General features: G+C 37.4%; 14 protein-coding genes and 1 pseudogene. 10 read left to right on the forward strand and 5 right to left on the reverse strand.

Translation table 11 applies throughout. The annotated features are described in order from the left end of the window. Window positions 1-2: 2 nt before the first annotated feature. Window positions 3-689 (forward strand): IS21-like element helper ATPase IstB, encoded by a 687-nt coding sequence (gene istB, locus KI363_RS12980; RefSeq protein WP_246516862.1) that lies wholly within the window; start codon window positions 3-5, stop codon window positions 687-689. Window positions 690-744: 55 nt separating this feature from the next. Here istB and KI363_RS12985 read toward each other — a convergent pair. The 3 genes and pseudogenes from KI363_RS12985 to KI363_RS12995 form a co-directional block, all read right to left on the reverse strand. Further along, window positions 745-1,167, reverse strand: a pseudogene (locus KI363_RS12985) (MFS transporter); the annotation flags it as partial. A gap of 447 nt (window positions 1,168-1,614) precedes the next feature. Then, window positions 1,615-3,327, reverse strand: a complete 1,713-nt coding sequence (gene ptsP / locus KI363_RS12990; protein ID WP_212966568.1) for a phosphoenolpyruvate--protein phosphotransferase — start codon at window positions 3,325-3,327, stop codon at window positions 1,615-1,617. Further along, window positions 3,327-3,593 carry a phosphocarrier protein HPr gene (locus tag KI363_RS12995; RefSeq protein WP_158321512.1) on the reverse strand — a complete coding sequence of 89 codons (267 nt, stop codon included), beginning with the start codon at window positions 3,591-3,593 and terminating at the stop codon, window positions 3,327-3,329. Before KI363_RS12995 ends, ptsP begins: the two co-directional genes overlap by 1 nt. 447 nt (window positions 3,594-4,040) lie before the next feature. Between KI363_RS12995 and KI363_RS13000 the strand changes: the two genes are divergently transcribed. Further along, complete coding sequence (locus tag KI363_RS13000; RefSeq protein ID WP_212966569.1) at window positions 4,041-4,685, forward strand: lysozyme inhibitor LprI family protein; 645 nt, start codon at window positions 4,041-4,043, stop codon at window positions 4,683-4,685. Between the two features lie 244 nt (window positions 4,686-4,929). Here the strand turns inward: KI363_RS13000 and KI363_RS13005 are convergent, their stop codons facing one another. Then, window positions 4,930-5,865: a hypothetical protein gene (locus KI363_RS13005; protein WP_212966570.1), complete on the reverse strand. Its 936-nt coding sequence runs from the start codon at window positions 5,863-5,865 to the stop codon at window positions 4,930-4,932. Window positions 5,866-6,076: 211 nt separating this feature from the next. Between KI363_RS13005 and KI363_RS13010 the strand changes: the two genes are divergently transcribed. The 8 genes from KI363_RS13010 to KI363_RS13045 all read left to right on the forward strand — a co-directional run bounded on the left by KI363_RS13010 (window position 6,077) and on the right by KI363_RS13045 (window position 18,037). Beyond that, window positions 6,077-6,499, forward strand: a complete 423-nt coding sequence (locus KI363_RS13010; protein ID WP_158321515.1) for an organic hydroperoxide resistance protein — start codon at window positions 6,077-6,079, stop codon at window positions 6,497-6,499. A gap of 424 nt (window positions 6,500-6,923) precedes the next feature. Further along, on the forward strand, window positions 6,924-7,610 hold the full coding sequence (locus KI363_RS13015) for a YesL family protein (protein ID WP_212966571.1): 687 nt from the start codon (window positions 6,924-6,926) through the stop codon (window positions 7,608-7,610). Between the two features lie 112 nt (window positions 7,611-7,722). Further along, complete coding sequence (locus KI363_RS13020) at window positions 7,723-8,745, forward strand: LacI family DNA-binding transcriptional regulator (RefSeq protein ID WP_246516863.1); 1,023 nt, start codon at window positions 7,723-7,725, stop codon at window positions 8,743-8,745. Between the two features lie 127 nt (window positions 8,746-8,872). Continuing rightward, a complete protein-coding gene (locus KI363_RS13025; protein WP_306345174.1) occupies window positions 8,873-9,790 on the forward strand; it encodes an ABC transporter permease in 918 nt (305 codons plus the stop codon). 17 nt (window positions 9,791-9,807) lie between these two features. Next, the gene (locus tag KI363_RS13030) at window positions 9,808-10,692 is read left to right on the forward strand and encodes a carbohydrate ABC transporter permease (protein WP_212966572.1); all 885 of its coding nucleotides are present in this window, start codon (window positions 9,808-9,810) and stop codon (window positions 10,690-10,692) included. A gap of 102 nt (window positions 10,693-10,794) precedes the next feature. Next, a complete protein-coding gene (locus KI363_RS13035) occupies window positions 10,795-12,429 on the forward strand; it encodes a type 2 periplasmic-binding domain-containing protein (RefSeq protein ID WP_212966573.1) in 1,635 nt (544 codons plus the stop codon). A gap of 89 nt (window positions 12,430-12,518) precedes the next feature. Further along, on the forward strand, window positions 12,519-14,837 hold the full coding sequence (locus KI363_RS13040; RefSeq protein ID WP_212966574.1) for a glycoside hydrolase family 2 TIM barrel-domain containing protein: 2,319 nt from the start codon (window positions 12,519-12,521) through the stop codon (window positions 14,835-14,837). A gap of 173 nt (window positions 14,838-15,010) precedes the next feature. Next, window positions 15,011-18,037 (forward strand): chitobiase/beta-hexosaminidase C-terminal domain-containing protein, encoded by a 3,027-nt coding sequence (locus KI363_RS13045; RefSeq protein ID WP_212966575.1) that lies wholly within the window; start codon window positions 15,011-15,013, stop codon window positions 18,035-18,037. A gap of 284 nt (window positions 18,038-18,321) precedes the next feature. Here KI363_RS13045 and KI363_RS13050 read toward each other — a convergent pair whose 3' ends face one another. After that, window positions 18,322-19,284, reverse strand: a complete 963-nt coding sequence (locus tag KI363_RS13050; protein WP_158321520.1) for a helix-turn-helix transcriptional regulator — start codon at window positions 19,282-19,284, stop codon at window positions 18,322-18,324. Window positions 19,285-19,384 lie beyond the last annotated feature (100 nt).

A 19,384-nucleotide genomic window follows, 5' to 3' on the forward strand; every position in this document is an offset into this window, starting at 1 on the left:
GCTTGAAGTTAAGTTGGATAAGAGAGCATTACCATGAAATTAAAGCTGAAAATAATTATGACTATCTTCTTCAATTATTTGAAAGGGAGGTTGAAAATAGAGAGGAAAGAAAAGTGAACTTATTACTAAAGCAAGCACAATTACCAAAGACAGGCGACCAACCTTTTCAATGGGAACATATTCAAATCCCTCAAGGGATTGATCGTGATAAGATCCTCCAAGGGGAATTTATTCATGAAAAGGAAAATCTGATTTTATATGGTGGAGTCGGCACAGGGAAAACTTATTTGGCAACATTAATTAGCTTAAATGCCATACATAGGTATGGCACCAAAGTGAAGTTCTTTACGTTGGCATCTTTAGCAAATAAATTAATAGAGGCGAACCAAAATGGTTCCCTCCCCAGGCTGATTAAACAGCTTGAAAGACTGGATTTACTTATATTAGATGAACTAGGCTATATTCCTCTTCACAAAGAAGGTGCAGAGTTATTGTTTCAGGTGATATCTATGTGTTATGAAAACAAAAGCTTGGTGATTACTACCAACCTTCAATTTGGACAATGGAATCATGTTTTTGGGGATCCAATATTAACAGAGGCTGTGATTGATCGACTTATTCATCATTCACATTTACTACTATTTAACGGTGAGAGTTTTCGTTATAAAGAATCATTAATACAGCAATAATTGGAGGCGGTAAGTGGCATGCATTTTTAAATGCCATTTCATACATTTTTTACTTGCCAAATACATCACCACCAGTTGAAAAACCCTGAATAATTCTAGCTATTAATAAGAGGATAGGTGCCCATATCCCGATTTGATCATATGTAGGTAATAAACCGATTAGTAATGTGGAAACAGCCATTAAAATAATCGTAACGGTTAAAACAATTTTTCTCCCTAATCTATCTCCGATTTTCCCAAATATAATACCACCCAATGGGCGCATTAAAAAAGCAATGGCAAATGTTGCAAAAGTGAACACTAATTTTAGCTCATCATTCTCAACAGCAGTAAAAAAGTTTTGACTAATAATAACAGCTAAATAGGAATACAAGCCAAAATCAAACCATTCCATAGCGTTTCCTACCCCTGTAGCAAATACGCTTTTCCTCGTTTGTTGAATATCGACAATGTTGATTTTTTTCTTGTTAAATTTCATTTATCCTGTCAGCTCCTTGTTCTTGTCAGCAACAATCACCTATTGTTATTCAGTTCAATGATTACAGCTCACCACTTTATATAGAAACCGTTTAGTTTTTAATATCCCAAAAATGTCCGTGCGATATCCGCCTTTTGTCGAAAGTTGTGAAATAAAATTAACTGGCTGTAGGACCCATTTGAAGATTCACCGCTCCTACGGCAACTCTTGAGGTCGAATTGGATGTACGTAAATAAGGAAGAGTGGAGAAAATTGACCAACATCCCGCTCCCCTATCAATTAGTCACCAGGATTATTCAAAAATATGAAAAAAATGCCAGGTACCAAGACTATTCATAATAGCATCAGTACCTGGCACAGGCATTCATTATTGTGTTGTATTCATCACGAAACAATACCCGGAACCAAGACAATTCAACATTGCTATGATCCCGGGCGTTTCCTTTTTTACTGGTTAATCTTTTTCATAGCTTCTAGTACATCTGCTGTGTTACTCATTTGTATTGCTTCTTTTGCAAGGTTTTCCATTTCTTGCTTGGAAAGTTTCGCAATTTGCGCGCGAGCTCGCAAAATCGATGTGGCGCTCATTGAAAATTCATCAAGACCAAGACCTAATAGTAGCGGGATCGCTAATTCATCTCCAGCCATTTCGCCACACATTCCAGCCCATTTGCCTTCTTTGTGAGCCGCATCAATGACCATTTTGACCAATCGTAAAATAGCAGGTGAATATGGTTGATATAAATAGGAAACTCGTTCATTCATTCGATCGGCAGCCATCGTATATTGAATTAAATCATTGGTTCCAATACTAAAGAAGTCTACTTCCTTCGCAAAAAGATCTGCCATTACCGCTGTTGAAGGAATTTCGACCATAATCCCTGTTTCAATATGCTCTGCAACAGAGATACCTTCACTTACTAATTTTTGTTTCTCTTGCTCTAAGATCTGTTTCGCTTCTCTAAATTCGTCAAGCGTCGCAATCATTGGGAACATTATTTTCAAATTCCCATAAGCACTTGCACGCAATAAAGCCCGCAATTGCGTACGGAAAATATCCTGCTGCTCTAGACATAATCTGATCGCTCGGAAACCAAGGAAAGGATTCATTTCTTCTGGTAAATCAAGATATGGTAGATTTTTATCGCCACCAATATCAAGTGTTCTTACCACTACGGCTTTCCCTTCCATTCCTTCCAATACTTTCTTATAAGATTCAAACTGTTCTTCTTCTGTCGGTAACTCAGTCCGGCCCATATACAAGAATTCTGTTCGGTACAAACCAACTGCTTCTGCGCCATTATGCAGCACACCTTCAAGATCATCCGGTGTCCCAATATTCGCCGCAAGCTCGACTTGATGTCCATCAGCAGAAACAGATTTTTCATTGACGAGCTTCGCGAGCTCTGCCTTCTCTGCCTCAAACTGCTGTTGTTTTTCCTTGTATTCAGCCAATACTTCAGTTGATGGATTAATATGGATTTCTCCTTGAAGACCATCAACAATCAGCATGTCTCCATTATTAATTTTTTTCGTCGCCTCTTTGGTCCCAACGACAGCTGGAATTTCCAACGAGCGCGCCATAATCGCGGAGTGCGATGTACGACCACCAATATTCGTTGTAAAACCCTTCACAAACTTACGATTCAATTGCGCCGTATCAGAAGGTGTTAAATCTTCAGCTACAACCACAACTTCTTCGGAAATCATACTAGGATTAACAATCTCGACACCAAGCAAATGGGATAAAACCCGTTTCGTTACATCGCGGATATCGGCTGCGCGCTCGCGCATATATTCATTATCCATTTGCTCAAACATCGTGATAAACATATCTGTTGTATCTTTTAAAGCTTGTTCCGCATTTACCTTTTCCGTATTGATTTTATCTTCAATAGAAGCAATCAATTCGGGATCGCTTAACACTAATAGATGCGCTTCAAAGATGTCTGCTTTATCCTTCCCAAGCTCTGCCTCTGCCTGATTTTTAATCAATTCGAGCTCTTGTTTGGAAGTATCAAGTGCCCCTTGGAGCCTGTCCACCTCTGCAGTAGGATCGGATACGGTTTTCTTCTCAAAAGTTAGATCTGGTTCTACTAAACGATAGGCCTTCGCGATAGCTATTCCTCTTGAAGCAGCTATTCCCGTAAGTACGTTCATTAGTCAACCAACCCCTCATTTTTTAATGTGTCGGCAATATGATTTAATGCCGCTTCTTCATCAGTTCCCTCAGCGATCACTTTAATCTCGGCATCCTTGCCAACTCCCATAGCCATGATCGACATAATCGATTTCAAATTGGCTGGTCTCCCTTTATATTCGAGAGTAATCTCTGACTGAAATTGACTAGCTGCCTTTACTAAATTTGTCGCTGGACGTGCATGAATACCTGTCTCATCTGTTATTGTGAATGCTCTCTCTAACATATCAAATTCTCCTTTAGAAATAAAATCATAGTACTTGTGTCGCAAAATAAAAACCTAAATAAGTACATATATGGCTTGCATATACATTACTTACCTAGGTTTTGCCTGCATTACCAGTCACAATCCTATAAAATATTGAACAACATATATTATATACAATTATCCACTTATCTTCAAAAGATTACCCTAGATTTTGACCATTTGTAGCGATAACTTGCTGATACCACTCTCTTTCGATTTCCTGCTAAAAATCTTTTTAAAGAACTCTATAAATCTCATATGCGACTAGACTTCCTCCCGTGTCCTTATTTTTAATAGCAGAAGTTAAACCTTAATAATTGCAAAACAGCCTATTTTACATTTGTGGCAATTAAAAGTAATATGGTTTGATGAGGAATTTTTAGGAAAACAACATAAGGAATCTTATTACAAAGTGAGGGCTAGATGATGAAAAGTAATAGAAAAATATTAATGACGATGTCTTTAATACTCGTTATTTTATTGGCAGCTTGTGGGAGCTCATCTAACGAATCCAATGCTGCTTTGGAAGACCAGTCTGAAGAGAATCAGTCATCTCAAGACACAATGGACAATTCTGCTGATGAAGATTCAATAGACAATAATGCAAACACCGACAATACGGATACGGACGATAATAATGCAAACGAAAAAGTGGATCCATCTAACAATGAACCTACAAAAGAAGAAGACTTGTCTGCTAATACGACAGCAAATCTGAAGGAAGAGTATCTCCAGAAATTAAATGATGCGAAAAACGAAGTGGAAGAGATGCGGAAAAATCCTATAGACGATACTACCATCGCTATGAAAAAAGTAGAAGGAGATGCATACGATATTTGGGACGGATTGTTAAATGAAATTTATAAAGCCTTAGAGAAGCAACTTCCTGCAGAGGAGATGGAGCAACTTAGAAAAGAACAACGTGAATGGATAGATAACCGAGATCATACTGCAAAAGAAGCCTCTCTTAAATATGAAGGCGGGACAATGGAACAATTAGAATATGTAAAGGTTGAGAACGACCTTACAGAAGAAAGATGCTTTGAATTAGTTGAAAACTATATGAAATAGAGACATTTCTCTTCAATCCATAATTGTTTTTGAGATAGTAAGAAACACCTGCTAACTCCACCGTAGCGAGAAAGCAAGTGTTTTTTACTTTGGCAACTTTTAAGTTAATCGTGACGTCTTGCAACTTCGCGGAGTTCCGCCACAAACTGCTGCGTTGCCTCTTGTTGCTTAGATTCTTTTAGTTGATCTGCTAATTGTGATTTTAATAAAGCCCACCATTCCCTTCTGTTTCAGACCACATATTCTACTCACGGAAAACGGGATCTGTTACTTGTTCACCTAGTGAATCGTAATTTGCTCCTCCGGATGTACCATCACTATTTAAAACGTAAATCAGTTCCATTCTGGAAAAGAAATCAAATTGTTCATCCGTATATATATCCTCAATCATTTCTGTTTCCCCTTTTGGAACAGTGAGAACATAATCCGAGTTATCATAATTACCGTTAATGAATATATGTTCATCTATTCCAGCTAATGAAACTTGGCTTGGTTTAATTCTTATGTGGTAATCACTATTATTGACAATTTGCAAGTGTGCATTGACTGGACTGTGATGCGTTGGTTCTGCAAAAGTTTCTATGTCTGCAGGATCAAACCGTTCAAACACAAGACGGATCGTTATTCGTTCTCTATCTTCCTTTTTCAAATCTGAATAGTCAACTAATTCTATTTCTTCCTCCCACTCTGGCAATTTTTCTGTCTGCTCCATTTCTATCAATTTATTATCTCTTATAATGAACATTTGATCTTCATCATATAATAATTGATAGGATATAGGATGGGTGAAGGTAGGAGGATCATCATGAACGCTAACACGACTAATATCCGAAACAATATTCTTTTTATACCGATCTAGATTATCGTACACTTTTTCCTCAATGGTTTCGAAGTGGAGTTCTATACTCTTCCCATCCACCTCGTATGTACCATTCACCTTTTGTTTTATATTCTTATTTCCTCCATAAGCCTGTAGATATAGTTCAAATGTTTCATCATCTTCTAAATTAACAAAGTATTGAAAGGTTGTCCCCATCTCACTGCTCTCTACTTCTGCTGTTTTGAAAAATGAAGATTGTGCTGTATCTCCCCCTATCTTTAAGAAGTAGGTAATCCCCAAAACCGCTAGAAGCAGAATTGCTACTCCACTTACCATCATGATCCACTGCCTTTTATCCAATTGAAACTCTCCTTCTTATGGTTATAATTCACTATGAAAATATTACCATAAAAGTCATAGATTCCAATACAATTCGCTCTATACGGGAAAGTGATGTGGAGAACCTAAAGTCGAAGACGATTTGTTTCATAAAAAATAGAGTCCTTATGCATAAAAGAACATGCATAGGGTAAATAAAAAATAGAGTAATTAATTAAGGAGTTGATGTTTCATGTCAGATGTATTATTTACATCTACAGCAACCGCTACAGGAGGGCGCGAAGGTCACGTCCATTCATCTGATAACGTCCTTCAATTTGATACAGCCCAGCCAGGAAGTGCTAGAGCCAAAGAATTAGACCAATCGACAAATCCTGAACAACTATTTGCAGCTGGATATGCTGCTTGCTTTGACGGTGCCTTACAATTAGTCGCTAGCAAGGAACATGTCAAGTTCTCTTCAGAAGTTACTGCCAATGTAAGCCTATTAAAAGACGAGGCAGACCAAGGCTTCAAACTGGCTGTTACCCTGCAAGTGAAAGGAACAGATATTGAAAGGGACAAGCTAGAAGACTTAGTTGAAAAGGCCCACCAATTCTGTCCTTATTCGAAGGCTACTAGAGGGAATATTGAAGTGAAATTAGAAGTATTATAAAAGGATGTTCAACAAGTTTGGTAAAAAATGACACTGTGAATTTTTTCAATCAGCTGTTTTTTCCTTATCCCCACTGATTGGGATTCGCGACATCTTATCGCTTTACCCGGACTAAAACATCCTCCCCCTAAACCAATCGGGAATAAATGCAATGAACTAGAGACTGTAGACAAATAGGTAGGTCTACAGTCTTTTTATCGTGCAAACTAAGATTCCATCTCCAAATCAGAGAGTGCCAGACAGTTACTTTTTGATTACACTAAAAAACTTCCAGTCACCTCCTGATTATCTCGGTTTCTTTTTCAATTTGATTTTTCCTTTATGAATGAATTTAAGTAAGCGCTAGAAATTCTAGTTGAATTTCCCTATGCAACATGATAAAGTTAGCTCCATAAAAAGTCCTACAATAAGGTGGTGAAAAGGCATGGGAACAAGTGGTTTCATTAAGGGGTTGTATAGTTTTTCCTTATGGGTGATAAAATTTGTTTCACTCAATGCAATTTGGTTGATAATGAACATTCCTATTGTGTTTCTTTTTTTGAATGTATTGGCTGCCGAAACAGCTGATCATTTGCTTGTTAACATATTTACGATTGTTATCTTGATCCCATTTTTATTATTTCCCTCGACTACTGCCATGTTTGGAGTTGTTCGCCAATGGATTATGGGTAACACGGATATACGAATTCTACATTCATTTTGGAAATATTATCGGGAGAATTATGTTAGAAGCTTATTGGGAGGAGTGATTATTGCTCCACTTAGCGCTATTCTAGTGGTTGATTACTTCTATTTCACGGAGGCAAGCTCTCCATTATTTTATATTTTCCTCTTTGTCGGAGTGTTCATCTTTGTCTTGATTATGCATTTTTTCTCTAATACGGTGCATGTAGATTTAAAGTTTTCTACTACATTAAGAAACTCCTTTCTACTATCTGTAGGTAGTCCAATCCATACGATTGGTATTGCCGCTAGCAGTTTCATTATTATATATATCAGTATAAAAGTAGCTAGTACTCTCATTTTTTTAGGTGCGGGGTCCTGTCTAGCTTATTGCTCCTTTTATTTATATTACAAAAGTCAAAGTCAAATGATAGAACAAAAATCTTAAACCTTCTTTCGAAAGATTAAAAGCACAATTATATTTCATATGTATGCGTTGACATTTGAAATGTGAAGTGGTACATTAGCCATAATAAAAACGTTTTTATTTTTAAAAGAAGGTGATTGCTATAAAAAAAGTAACCATTAAGGATGTTGCAAGGCAGGCGAATGTTTCTATTTCTACTGTCTCTAATGCACTAAATGATATAAACGTACTCCATCCTGATACAAAAGCACATATATTAAAAGTCGCAAAAGATCTGAATTATATTCCTAATTTACATGGTAAAAATTTAAAGGCTAAGAATACTAAAACACTTGGTTTATTTTTAAGAAGTATAAAAGGTCCCTACTATGGAACTTTAGTGGATTCAATAGCAAATGAATGTGAAAAATATGGATATGATTTAAGTGTATTTATCACTAAAAATGAAAGTGCAACAATTAATAATATCATGGGCAGGAAAGTAGATGGTGCCATACTGCTAAACGAATGGCTTACCGAGGATAATCTAGATTTATTGGAAAACTCAATGATTCCGTTAGTCTTTCTTGATCGAGAAAAAATAGGAAAATATATCTCTAGTGTTGTGTTCTCATCCTATAAAGGCGGAGAGATGGTGGCTCGCCATTTGCTACAACTTGGGCACAAAAAAATAGGCTATATACATGGTGTAGAAGATCAATACGATGATAAAGAGAGATTTAGAGGTTTCCAAAACACTTTAGAAAAAGCAGGCCTATCGGTGGATGAAAATAATTGTTTGTATGGATTATTTGAAGAGGAGACGACATTTAATGAAGTTAAACAATTTATTCGAAGTGGAAAGGAATTACCAGATGCCTTTTTTGCCGCCAACGACCTCAGTGCTATTGGTTGTATCAAAGCATTACAATCTGAAGGATATGCCGTACCACAAGATATAACTGTAATAGGTTTTGATGATATTGAGTTAAGTGCTTATTTTAACAACGGCATAACAACCGTCAGAAACCCGATTGTGAAGCAAGGTGTTAAAGCAGTAGAAAGATTACTAAATATGATTACAAACAAGGATACAGGAAAGTTGGATAAATTAGATGGTGAATTAATCATCAGAAATTCATGCTCATCTAATAGACGATTAACTTCTCATTCCTAAAAAAGCTTCCCTATGCAACTTAATAAGTATATTGAACACGATTCAACTAAATAAAAACGTTTTTATATTTACTTTTTTAAAATAAAAACGTTTTTAGTAAAGAAAAATATATAAAGGAGGTTTTCACGTGGGGAATAAGACCCTATTAGGGAGACTTAAAAATGAGCTTCCATTACAGTTGATGGTTCTACCAGGTGTCATTTTTATGATTATCTTTGGGTATCTACCGATCTACGGATTGATTATTGCTTTTAAAAGTTTCTCTGTAACGGACACGATCAGTTCAGCACCTTGGGTTGGTTTAGAAAATTTTAAAATCGCCTTTACGGACAAATTCTTTTGGGAGGCTGTTGTCAATACATTGGCTATTAGCTTTATCAAACTATTGATTGGTTTTATCTCACCTATTATTCTAGCGATTATGATTTTTGAATTAAAGGATGGCAAGTTTAAAAAAATCGTTCAAACGATTTCTTACCTCCCTCACTTCCTCTCATGGGTCGTTCTAGGTGGGATGTTAATCAGCTGGCTCTCAACTACTGGGTTATTGAGCACGCTGCTAGTCAATCTGGGAATCATGGATCAACCGCGAAACTTTTTAGTCAATCCCAATAATTATTGGGCAATCGCTTCACTTTCTGAAGTGTGGAAAAGCGTTGGTTGGGGGACGATCCTTTACTTAGCTACTATGGCCGGCATTGACCCATCTTATTATGAGGCCGCTAAAATGGACGGGGCTACTAAGTTACAACAAATTTGGCATGTGACGTTACCAAATATGAAGTTCATCATTATTTTAATGTTTATCTTAGCGGTAGGCGGTATTCTGGATTCCAATTTAGACCAAACTTTAGTCTTGATAAATCCATTAAACTCCTCTAAAGCTGAAGTCATTAATTCATATGTCTTTAAAATTGGGTTGGCACAAGGGGACTTTTCATATGCAACTGCTGTTGGACTAGCCATTTCCGTCATCTCCTTACTTCTGGTTTTAATAACGCATGCGGTTACTAAAAGGCTAAATGATAATAAATCCGTATTTTAGGAAAGGGAGTGATTGTTTTGGCTAAAAAGAGGAATGAAGTTGTTGAAGATAGGATTTTCAATATTGTCAATATCACATTACTAAGTTTATTTACCGTAATTATCTTTTACCCAATATGGAATATTGTTGTTCAATCTTTTAGTAGTTTGGATGCGCTAGCAGATTCTGGATTGAGAATTTGGCCAAAAGAGTTTTCGTTCGAAAGCTATAAATTGGTGTTTAATGATGAAACGATTTGGCGCTCTTTTATTATCTCTGTCTTAAAAACTGTTCTCGGAGTTCTCACCCACGTATTTTTTACAGCGATGGTAGCGTATGGAATGAGTAAAAGTAATATTTTCGGAAGAAACATCTACACGGCCTTAGGGATAGGAACGCTTTTCTTTAGCGGTGGGATGATCCCAACTTATTTATTGATCAGATCTCTAGGGTTATTAGATAGCTTTTGGGTTTATATTATCCCTTCTCTATTTAGTTATTATGACATGATCATTATGATGAACTTCTTTAGGGAAATACCTGATTCCATGGAAGAAGCGGCAAAAATGGACGGGGCCGGAGTATGGAAGATATTTTTACGAATTATACTCCCACTTTCGATGCCAGTCTTAGCAACAATCGCCCTATTTAATGGGGTCTTTCAGTGGAATGATTATATGACTGCCAAGCTCTATATTAGCAGTGAGGCACTCTATCCGATTCAAATGAAGCTTTATGAAATCATTGTCCAACAAGAAGCGGCTAATATGCAAAATGTTACGGCCTCAGTCGTAATCCCAACAACTTCACAATCTGTTCAACTTGCAACTATTGTAATCGCTACAATTCCGATTGTTATGGTGTATCCGTTTTTACAAAAATATTTTATGTCGGGCATTATGATTGGAGCTGTGAAAGAATAAGTATCCGCCTTCGTATACGAGGAGGTGAGAAAAACATAAAACATAATCAGGTGTGAGATACTTTGCGCATTTAGGTGAAGAAAAACAAGGGAGGAAAATAAAATGAGAAATAGACTTAGCCTTATGAATGGAAAATGGGCATTTATCTTAGTTGCCTTCGTAATCGGACTTGCTGCTTGTTCAAATGGTGGTGAGAAGACACAAAAAACGGCAAAATTGGAAGACGCTAGATATGAACTAGATGAAGATACACCTGCTTGGGAATTGGATCCGCAGGAAGAGACCGAATTAACTTGGTATGTTAACGGCGATTGGTTTAATACGGAGTATGGAAATGACCCGATAACAAGAACATTAAAAGAAGACTTGAAATTAGATGTGAAATTTATAAAAGGGGATGACGAAAAACTGAACACCCTTTTTGCTGGAAAAAAAATCCCCGATCTTATTACAATCTTTGATGGAAATTCAGATGTTGCGAAAAGGGCCGAATCATGGGCTTTACCTTTGCAAGAGTTAGCAGACAAATATGATCCTTATTTTTACAAAGTCGCCCAAGAACAAACTTTAGATTGGTACCAATTAAGTGAAGGGAAATCATATGGGTACCCTAGTTTCTCCAATACAACCGAAGACTATGAAAAAGGCTTAGTCCATGGAAACGATGGATTCCTCATCAAAAAGGATATTTATGAGGCAATTGGGGAACCGGATATGTCAACACCAGACGGTTTACTGTCTGCATTAGGAGAGATAAAAGAAAAATTCCCAGAAGTAACCCCTTTTGCCTTTAAGGGATTTGCATCTGAAGGTGATGCAAGCTCGCTCAGCGGAACATTACAAGCTTATTTGGGAATTCCTCTTCAAACAGAAGATGGACAGTGGTATGACCGTAACCTAGATGAAGATTATTTAGACTGGATTAAAACGTTCAATGAAGCATTTAAAAAAGGGTATATAAGTGAAGATAACTTTTCTGATGACAATACCGTTTTTGAAGAAAATATCGCGAGTGGAAAATACGCTAGCGTTTTGACTGGAGGCATTGCGCAATTATCCGGGTTTTTGCAACGTAATTATGAGGCAAATCCAGATAGTAAGTATATTGCCATCGATGGGCCGAGCATCGGAAACGAGCCAATGCTAGAACAAGCGGGACCATCAGGTTGGTCTGTTACCTATATTTCGAAAGATGTAAAAGATCCAGCGAAAGCGATTCAACTGTACACCTATTTATTGAGTGAAAAAGGCCAATATTTGACAACCTTTGGAGTAGAAGGAGAAACCTTTGAATTTAATGAAAATGGAAAAGCAGTTTTACTTCCAGAAGTGAAAAAAATGAAGGATGAAAACCCAGAGGAATTTAAAAAGAAATATCGCATGGGCGAATTCTGGTTTTTTGGACATGATAGTTTTGAATTGGAAAAGGGTGAGAATGACCCACCAGAATCAATTGTTCAAATCAGAAAATGGGCAGAACCATATTTATCACCCGAATATTTTATACTAGCCAATATTGACCCTGATCAAGGGACAGCCGAAGCCCGTAATCTCGTAAATATTAAATCTAGATGGGCATCAACCCTTGCGAATCTATTAACAGCTAAAGACGAAAACGAGTTTAATAAAACCCTTGATAGCTATAAAAAGTTTTTAGATGAGAATAACTTTGATGCGATTGTCAAAATCCGCAATGAAAAAATGCAAGAAAACAAAGAGAAATTAGGCTGGGAGTAAGTTTTAAACCGAATCAAGGATGGTCCATCCCTCCTAGATTCTTTATTCATATACTAGAAATGAGTTTTTTAGACATAAAGGAGAAAAAAATGGACAACATAGGTACTTTACAATCGACATTTACTTTTCAAAAGATTGATGGAAAAGCAATTCCTTTCCAAAATGGAATGCCCTATCCATCATTTGAACCACAACAACGACAAATTTTCTCACTTTCAGGAAAGTGGCAAAAGCAACGTTTTGCAGCTGACCATGACTGGACGATGACATATCGTGATGACGATTGGATCGCCAAAACAGAAAAAGAGAGCCTAGGCATTCCCACACGAGACTTTGATGATTCAAGCTGGGAAACGCATACCATTCCCTTACCTGAAAATAACTTAACAGGCAAAGCAGAAATCAATGGCGCCGAAACATATGAAAATGGTGTATGGTATCGCAAGGTTTTTACACTTAATGATGAGTGGACGGAAAAGGAAATAACATTAAAATGTTTAGGCCTTTCTTATGTGGGTGATTTCTGGGTAAATGGTCAATATGTTGGCTATCACGAAGGTGGATATACTCCCTTTTCCTTTGATGTGACATCTTTCCTCCAACCAGGAGAAAATCTGATTGCGATTAGGATTGATAATCCACCTTGGACAACACGAGATGATATTGTTCCTGCTGTGAATAATGATTTCTTTAATTATACGGGAATCATCCAGGATATATTTCTCGAAGCGACCGACAGTGTTCAAGTCGTGAGAGCAGATATTGTCCCAAAAGACACAATGGGGACCGTAGATGTAACGGTCATATTAGAAAATAAAGGGAATGAGGCGAAAACGATTTCCCCTTCCTTTTCAATCTATGAAACAGATTTTACTCATACAAATTGGCTTACAGATCCAAGCGCGAAAAGCATTTGTGGACAAAAGACAAAGGTTGAGGGATTGCCCAGACAAACGATTCAATTGGCCCCTCATGAGGTAAAAGTCGTTTCGTTTGAACTATCCATCCACAATCCTAAAGTTTGGAGTATTCGAGCACCCCATTTATATGTATTTGCGACCGAACTTTACGAAAATGAGCGGGAAATAGATTCCTTTTATACGCAATTTGGTGTTAGAAGAATCGTGACTGAAAAAACCCATATCCATTTAAATGATGAACCGATTTTCTTAGCAGGTGTCGCAAGGCATGAAGAGTGGCCTGGCTACGGCCGAACGGCCAGCTGGGATCGGATAAAAAGTGACTTTTTAAAGATTGAGAAGTTATCCGTCAATATGGTAAGAACAGGTCATTATCCTAACCATATTTATACCTTTATTCTACTCGATCGTCTTGGGCTCACAGCTATGGGTGAAATTCCACTTTGGCAATTTGAAACACATCATTACCAAATTCAGGAAGAGCGAGGCATCTCTTACCAAATGTGGCGAGAAATGATCTTTTCCAACTTTAACCGCCCTTCCATTATTATGTGGAGTACACAAAATGAATCAAAGGATGTTTCATTACGAAAAAAATATAATGAGAATTTAGTCCATGAGGTTAGAAGTACGTATGATGATAAAAGACTTATCACCCAGAGCGCTGCAGCGGATCAGCCAGGAGCTCACGATGACTCAATGGAACCATTAGATGTAGCAGGCTGGACGATGTATTTTGGGATTTTTCATGGCAGTACGCCTTATGAGGGAACAAGGAATTTTATAGAAAAAGCTCACCTTAGATGGCCTAATAAGCCAATTATCAATACAGAATATGGATTATGGAGCAACGCTGATAATAGTCTCTTACAAAAACAAGTCGAAGTTTATCAACATGTCCAGCAGGCCTTATTGGAAAAGGCAACAGTAACCCCAGAAGGACTCATCAATCAAAATGGTTATATTGCTGGTATTGATTATTGGTCGGCTTTTGATTGGTATGTCAATCACAATGAGTTCTATCAAACGATGGGAATCTATCATATGGATAGGAAAACTAAAAAGCCGCTATATGAGAAGTTTATTAGAGATCATGAGCGATTAATGAAACAAACGAATGGCATCGGGAAGTCTCAAGCAGTTCAGTTTGAAAAAACGTTACAAATGCAAATAAGACACTCGCATCCAGGTCAGACAGACATTCAATTTGCAGAGGGACAAGATCTTCAGTTGTTTCATTATCTTATTATAAAAGTATTTGATCCGATATCAGCGGATGGCTTTATAGTGGAATTAACTAATCGTGATGGACAAACGGCCTCCTATCAAACCTTTAACATTGAAATCAACCAGAAGTTTGATGTGTTCATCCCCCTTTGGACATTACCAACATCCGTTATATCTGATGTCCATTCTATTCGCATCCTATATGAGGAGAAGCGACAAATAGAAATAATTGGGGTCACAAGCGCAATGGGCGGAAAATAGTATTTGCCAATCCATGAATAGGAATGATTATACATATTCCTATTCATGGCAACTTATCGTGTATTGAACTATTAAAATAAGGACTTCTTACAGCTACTAGATTCGGAACTTTTAAACTTCTTTGTTTTTCATGAAGCCTGTAAAATATAAAATATATTTCAGAGGAGAACATTATGCCAAAATTTACATTCATGTCCATTGTTTCCATTGCTATTATTTTTATTACCATTGGTTTAGGAATACCTGCAGTGAAACAAGCAAAAGAATCCACAAAAATCATATTCCAGGACTTTGAAGAGGAAGATATCAGCTTTTCCGTAACAAACAATGTAAAAGGATCCCTAACAGGTGAAGAGGCATTTGCAGGAAATCAATCTTTAAAATACGAAGTAGAAACAAGTGGCGATCCAACCATTGAAAGTGGTAGTATCAGTTTTAAAGCTAGTGAGAAAGCCGTTGATGCGTCGGAAAGTAACTATCTTATTTTTCATATAAAAGATACCCAAGGATCCAATACTTTAAAAGTATCCCTGACAGATAGCAACGGTCAAGCTTCTAATTTTGAATGGCAGGCAGTAAGTACAGAGAAAAATAAGTGGATTCAATATCATGTTCCACTAGATAGTATTAGAGGAATTGATCAATCAAGTATTACAGAAATTCGAGTTGGCCAATGGAATGAAGGCATCTATTACATTGATCATGTTTACTTTACAGATTCCCTCCCCCCTACACCTCCAGCAAGCCCAGAGACCAATCATCCTAGTGGAGAATACCATGAATCTGTCAGAATAGAGCTAAAAACTAAAGCGGGAAAGCTACCAATCTATTATACAGTAGATGGAACACAACCAGATAAAACCTCACAACAATATACACGGCCATTGACGATCACAAATGACTCTACCATCACCGCTGTTACATATGATCCCGATCATGATTTGTATAGTGACTACAGTACATTTGAATATACGATTCTTGATAAAAAGGAAATCATAGAACCTAGTTTTTCCCCGGCGAGTGGGACTTATTTTAACAATCGAAGTATTTCGCTTGCGACCCCAACGGAAGGAGCAACCATTTATTATACTCTCGATGGAAGCACACCAACAACGGCAGCAAATAAGTATACTGAACCTATAGATGTAACAGAGGACACGATTATCAAAGCGATTGCTGTAAAAGGTGACTATCAAAGTGAAGAGATGACGAGTGAATATAAGATTACTAATGCTTCGTCGCCTTTTCTGAAAGCAGATGGGAAAATATTGCGTAACAACTTTGGTGCAGGAGAGCAAGTAACGCTTCGCGGGACGAATGCAGGTGGTTGGTTAGTGATGGAAGAATGGATGACTCCAATCCATTCACCTGATCAAAAAACAACGATAGAAACATTAACCAATCGATTTGGTTCAGATAAGGCGTGGGAGCTTATTAATCTTTATCAAGATCATTATTGGCAAGAATCCGACTTTGATCAAGTAAAAAAAGAAGGGATGAATGTATTACGACTGCCATTTACTTATTTTGAGATGCTGAATGATGACGGAAGCTTAAAAAGTACTGCATTTGATCGATTGGATTGGTTTATTAAAGAGGCAGAAAAAAGAGAGCTATACGTGATCCTAGACCTGCACGGGGCCCCTGGTTCACAAAACGGAAAAGACCATTCTGGTGATACAAGTCACCCTGATGGAGGAAACTTATATGGTCATGAGGAAAATATGCAGAAAACGCTCTTTTTGTGGGAAAAGGTAGCGGAGAGATATAAGGATCGTGAATGGATTGCCGGCTATGATGTCCTCAATGAACCTGAGGGTGCTCACGGTAATGAGCAGTTTGAATTTTATGATCAACTTTATCAAGCCATTCGCACGATTGATCATAATCATGTCATCTTTTTTGAAGCAATCTGGGATCCACAAGATCTTCCAAATCCTGAAGTGTATATATGGGAAAATATTGCCTACTCGTATCATTTTTATGGATGGGATGATACAGATGGCTTTTTATACCAGAAGGACTTTACAGACTCCAAAGTTCGGTTGGTAAATGAAACGACAAATTATAATGTACCTTTGTTAGTTGGTGAGTTTACCTTATTTAACAATATTCAAAGCTGGGATTATGCATTACATGTATACGAGGAACAGCAGTGGAATTATACAACATGGACATATAAAGTAACTGGCCTTGGTAGTAGTTGGGGGCTTTATACAGGAGAACCGCCAAAAGTGGATATCTACCAAGATAGCGAAAATGAAATAAGAGAAAAGTGGAGTAAGGTAGGAACAGATACATCATATGTTCGAAATGATTATATAGCCGATACGTTACGTAATTACGCAGATCCATCAGCAAGAACCTCAGACGAAAGAACGCTTATTACTGATTTTGAAGGACTTGATCCGAAGATAAGCTTTAAAACAGGAGATCATGCAAAAGCTTCATTAGATCTTGAAAACAGATCGGGCGGTAATGCATCTGTACAATTGGTTGTCGAAAATGATTCAGATATGAAGGAACAATACGTAAGTATTCAGGCGGATAAAAATGTGGTATGGAATATAGCCGACAAAGAGGGAACCTTTCCTAAATATCTTGTCTTTGATGTGTATAATGGGACAAATGATCCGCAAACAGCCCATATTACATTGATTGATCAAGAAGGGAATGAAGCGAGTGTACCAACACATCGCGATACTCCTGCTCTAGCAACTGCTTGGTCAAAAGTACCTTTGCTTTTATCATCTGTAGAAGGCGATATCGATAAAGAAGCAATTGTTGAAATTAGAATAGCCATGGAGAAAACCGGTGTCTATAATATCGATAATATCTTTATCGGGCAATCATTCGCTAATGAGTTACCAGAACCTTCAAAAGAAGTCCCGGAACCGGATGAGGAAGATCCAACAGGCGAAGATCATGGAGGAAAAGATCCCGACGGTCAAAATCCTGATACAAACGATGACGATCCGGCCCCTGATAAGAATCTTCCTAACCGAAGTGACGATAAACCAAAGGATAAAGACAAGAAAGATGTAAATCATGGCAAACATGATCCAAACACCAATCTTAAAGAGGACAGCAAAAAAAGATTGCCCAATACAGCTACGAATGTCTATAACTATCTACTCATTGGAATTGTGTGCATGTTGTTGGGCGGCCTATTTTATTTTAAGTTTAGAAGGCGCTCTTAAGTCGGAATTTCTATTATTATAAGTTACGAAGCTATAAGCCCCAAAAGTCGAAGGAAGATGAGGTGCACTCAAAACATTAGTTTTTTACTTAAGCTTAGGGCGCACCCCATTCTTCGTCCTTCGTTGTTCCAGTTTATCTTCAATTTCATCATGAGGATAGAACAAAAACACTTTTATTCCGCTTTCAATTAGCCATGACTGACACCCATAAACAATAAATACAAAGGTTGATTTCGTGATCTACTTTTACCAAAAATAAATTGACTAGAAATTCCACAACTACACTATTTATGGGCAAAGCTCAACCTCTCTTGCCAGCCTGCCAAAACCTCTTCTGGCACTTCCCTGATCCTGATGTCCTTACCTAAGAAAAGGAGCCAGTTCGTCATCTCAGTCACCTCTTCAGGATTGTTAACATTAATAAAAGTTTTTAAAATCGCTGCAGTTTGGTATGGATTCGTATAAGAAAGGGATACTTTTACAGGATGGTACTTTTTAAACTGGGCAATCGCTTTTGGACCAAGTTCAAGAATAAGGTTGATGACTGCTTCCTGTTTCCTTAGTTTTTCTAAGATCTTTTTCTTACTTAATCTTTTTTTCGCCGTGTAGGGTTCGACGTGGTTGAGATCGTCAACAGGAATAATCTCCTTCTTTTCTTCCTTTAAGTCAAAACCTTCAATTAGCCATTGGCCTTTTTCTTGATAAAGGTGCAAGAGATAAATGGGATAAGATTTCATTCCCTTTTCTTCTTTGATCTTAATCCATAAATAGCGATCCAAAAGAAGGCTTCGAATCAGTTGTTCTAACATGGGATGAGGAAGATCTGAAAGCTCAAGTAAGTCGGGATTATTGGGATTGGTCCCTGCAAAAAGCAAAATTTGATTAAGTAGAATAAGGTCATCTTGTTGGTTTTCCGAATTAAGGCCTAGTAATTTTTCAGCTAAAGACTGACGACTCTTTAAATAAGGAAGTTGTTGGTTTCTTGTCGCCATAAAGGCAATAAAAAGAGCTTTGACCTCATTATCAGTAAAGCGCACAACGGGCAGGACAGCGTTATGCATGACGGAATAACCCCCATCCCTCCCAACTTCAGCGACAAGTGGCATCCCCATGGCTTCGATTTCTCGGATATCTCTGATTGCTGTCGAACGAGAGATGTTAAATTCTTGCATGATTTCAGAAATTGTAAAGTGAGCGCGGTTATTGATATACCGCATCATAATATTAATCCGTTCAACTTTTTTCATCGCGACTCCTAAACAGTATCATTTTTTGACATGATTTCAGTTTATTATAAATCTATCAAGTGAAAAGACAAATCATTTGATCAATTTTAAAAAGAGGAAG

Source organism: Lederbergia ruris (assembly GCF_018332955.1).
GTDB classification, from domain to species: domain Bacteria; phylum Bacillota; class Bacilli; order Bacillales; family Bacillaceae_C; genus Lederbergia; species Lederbergia ruris.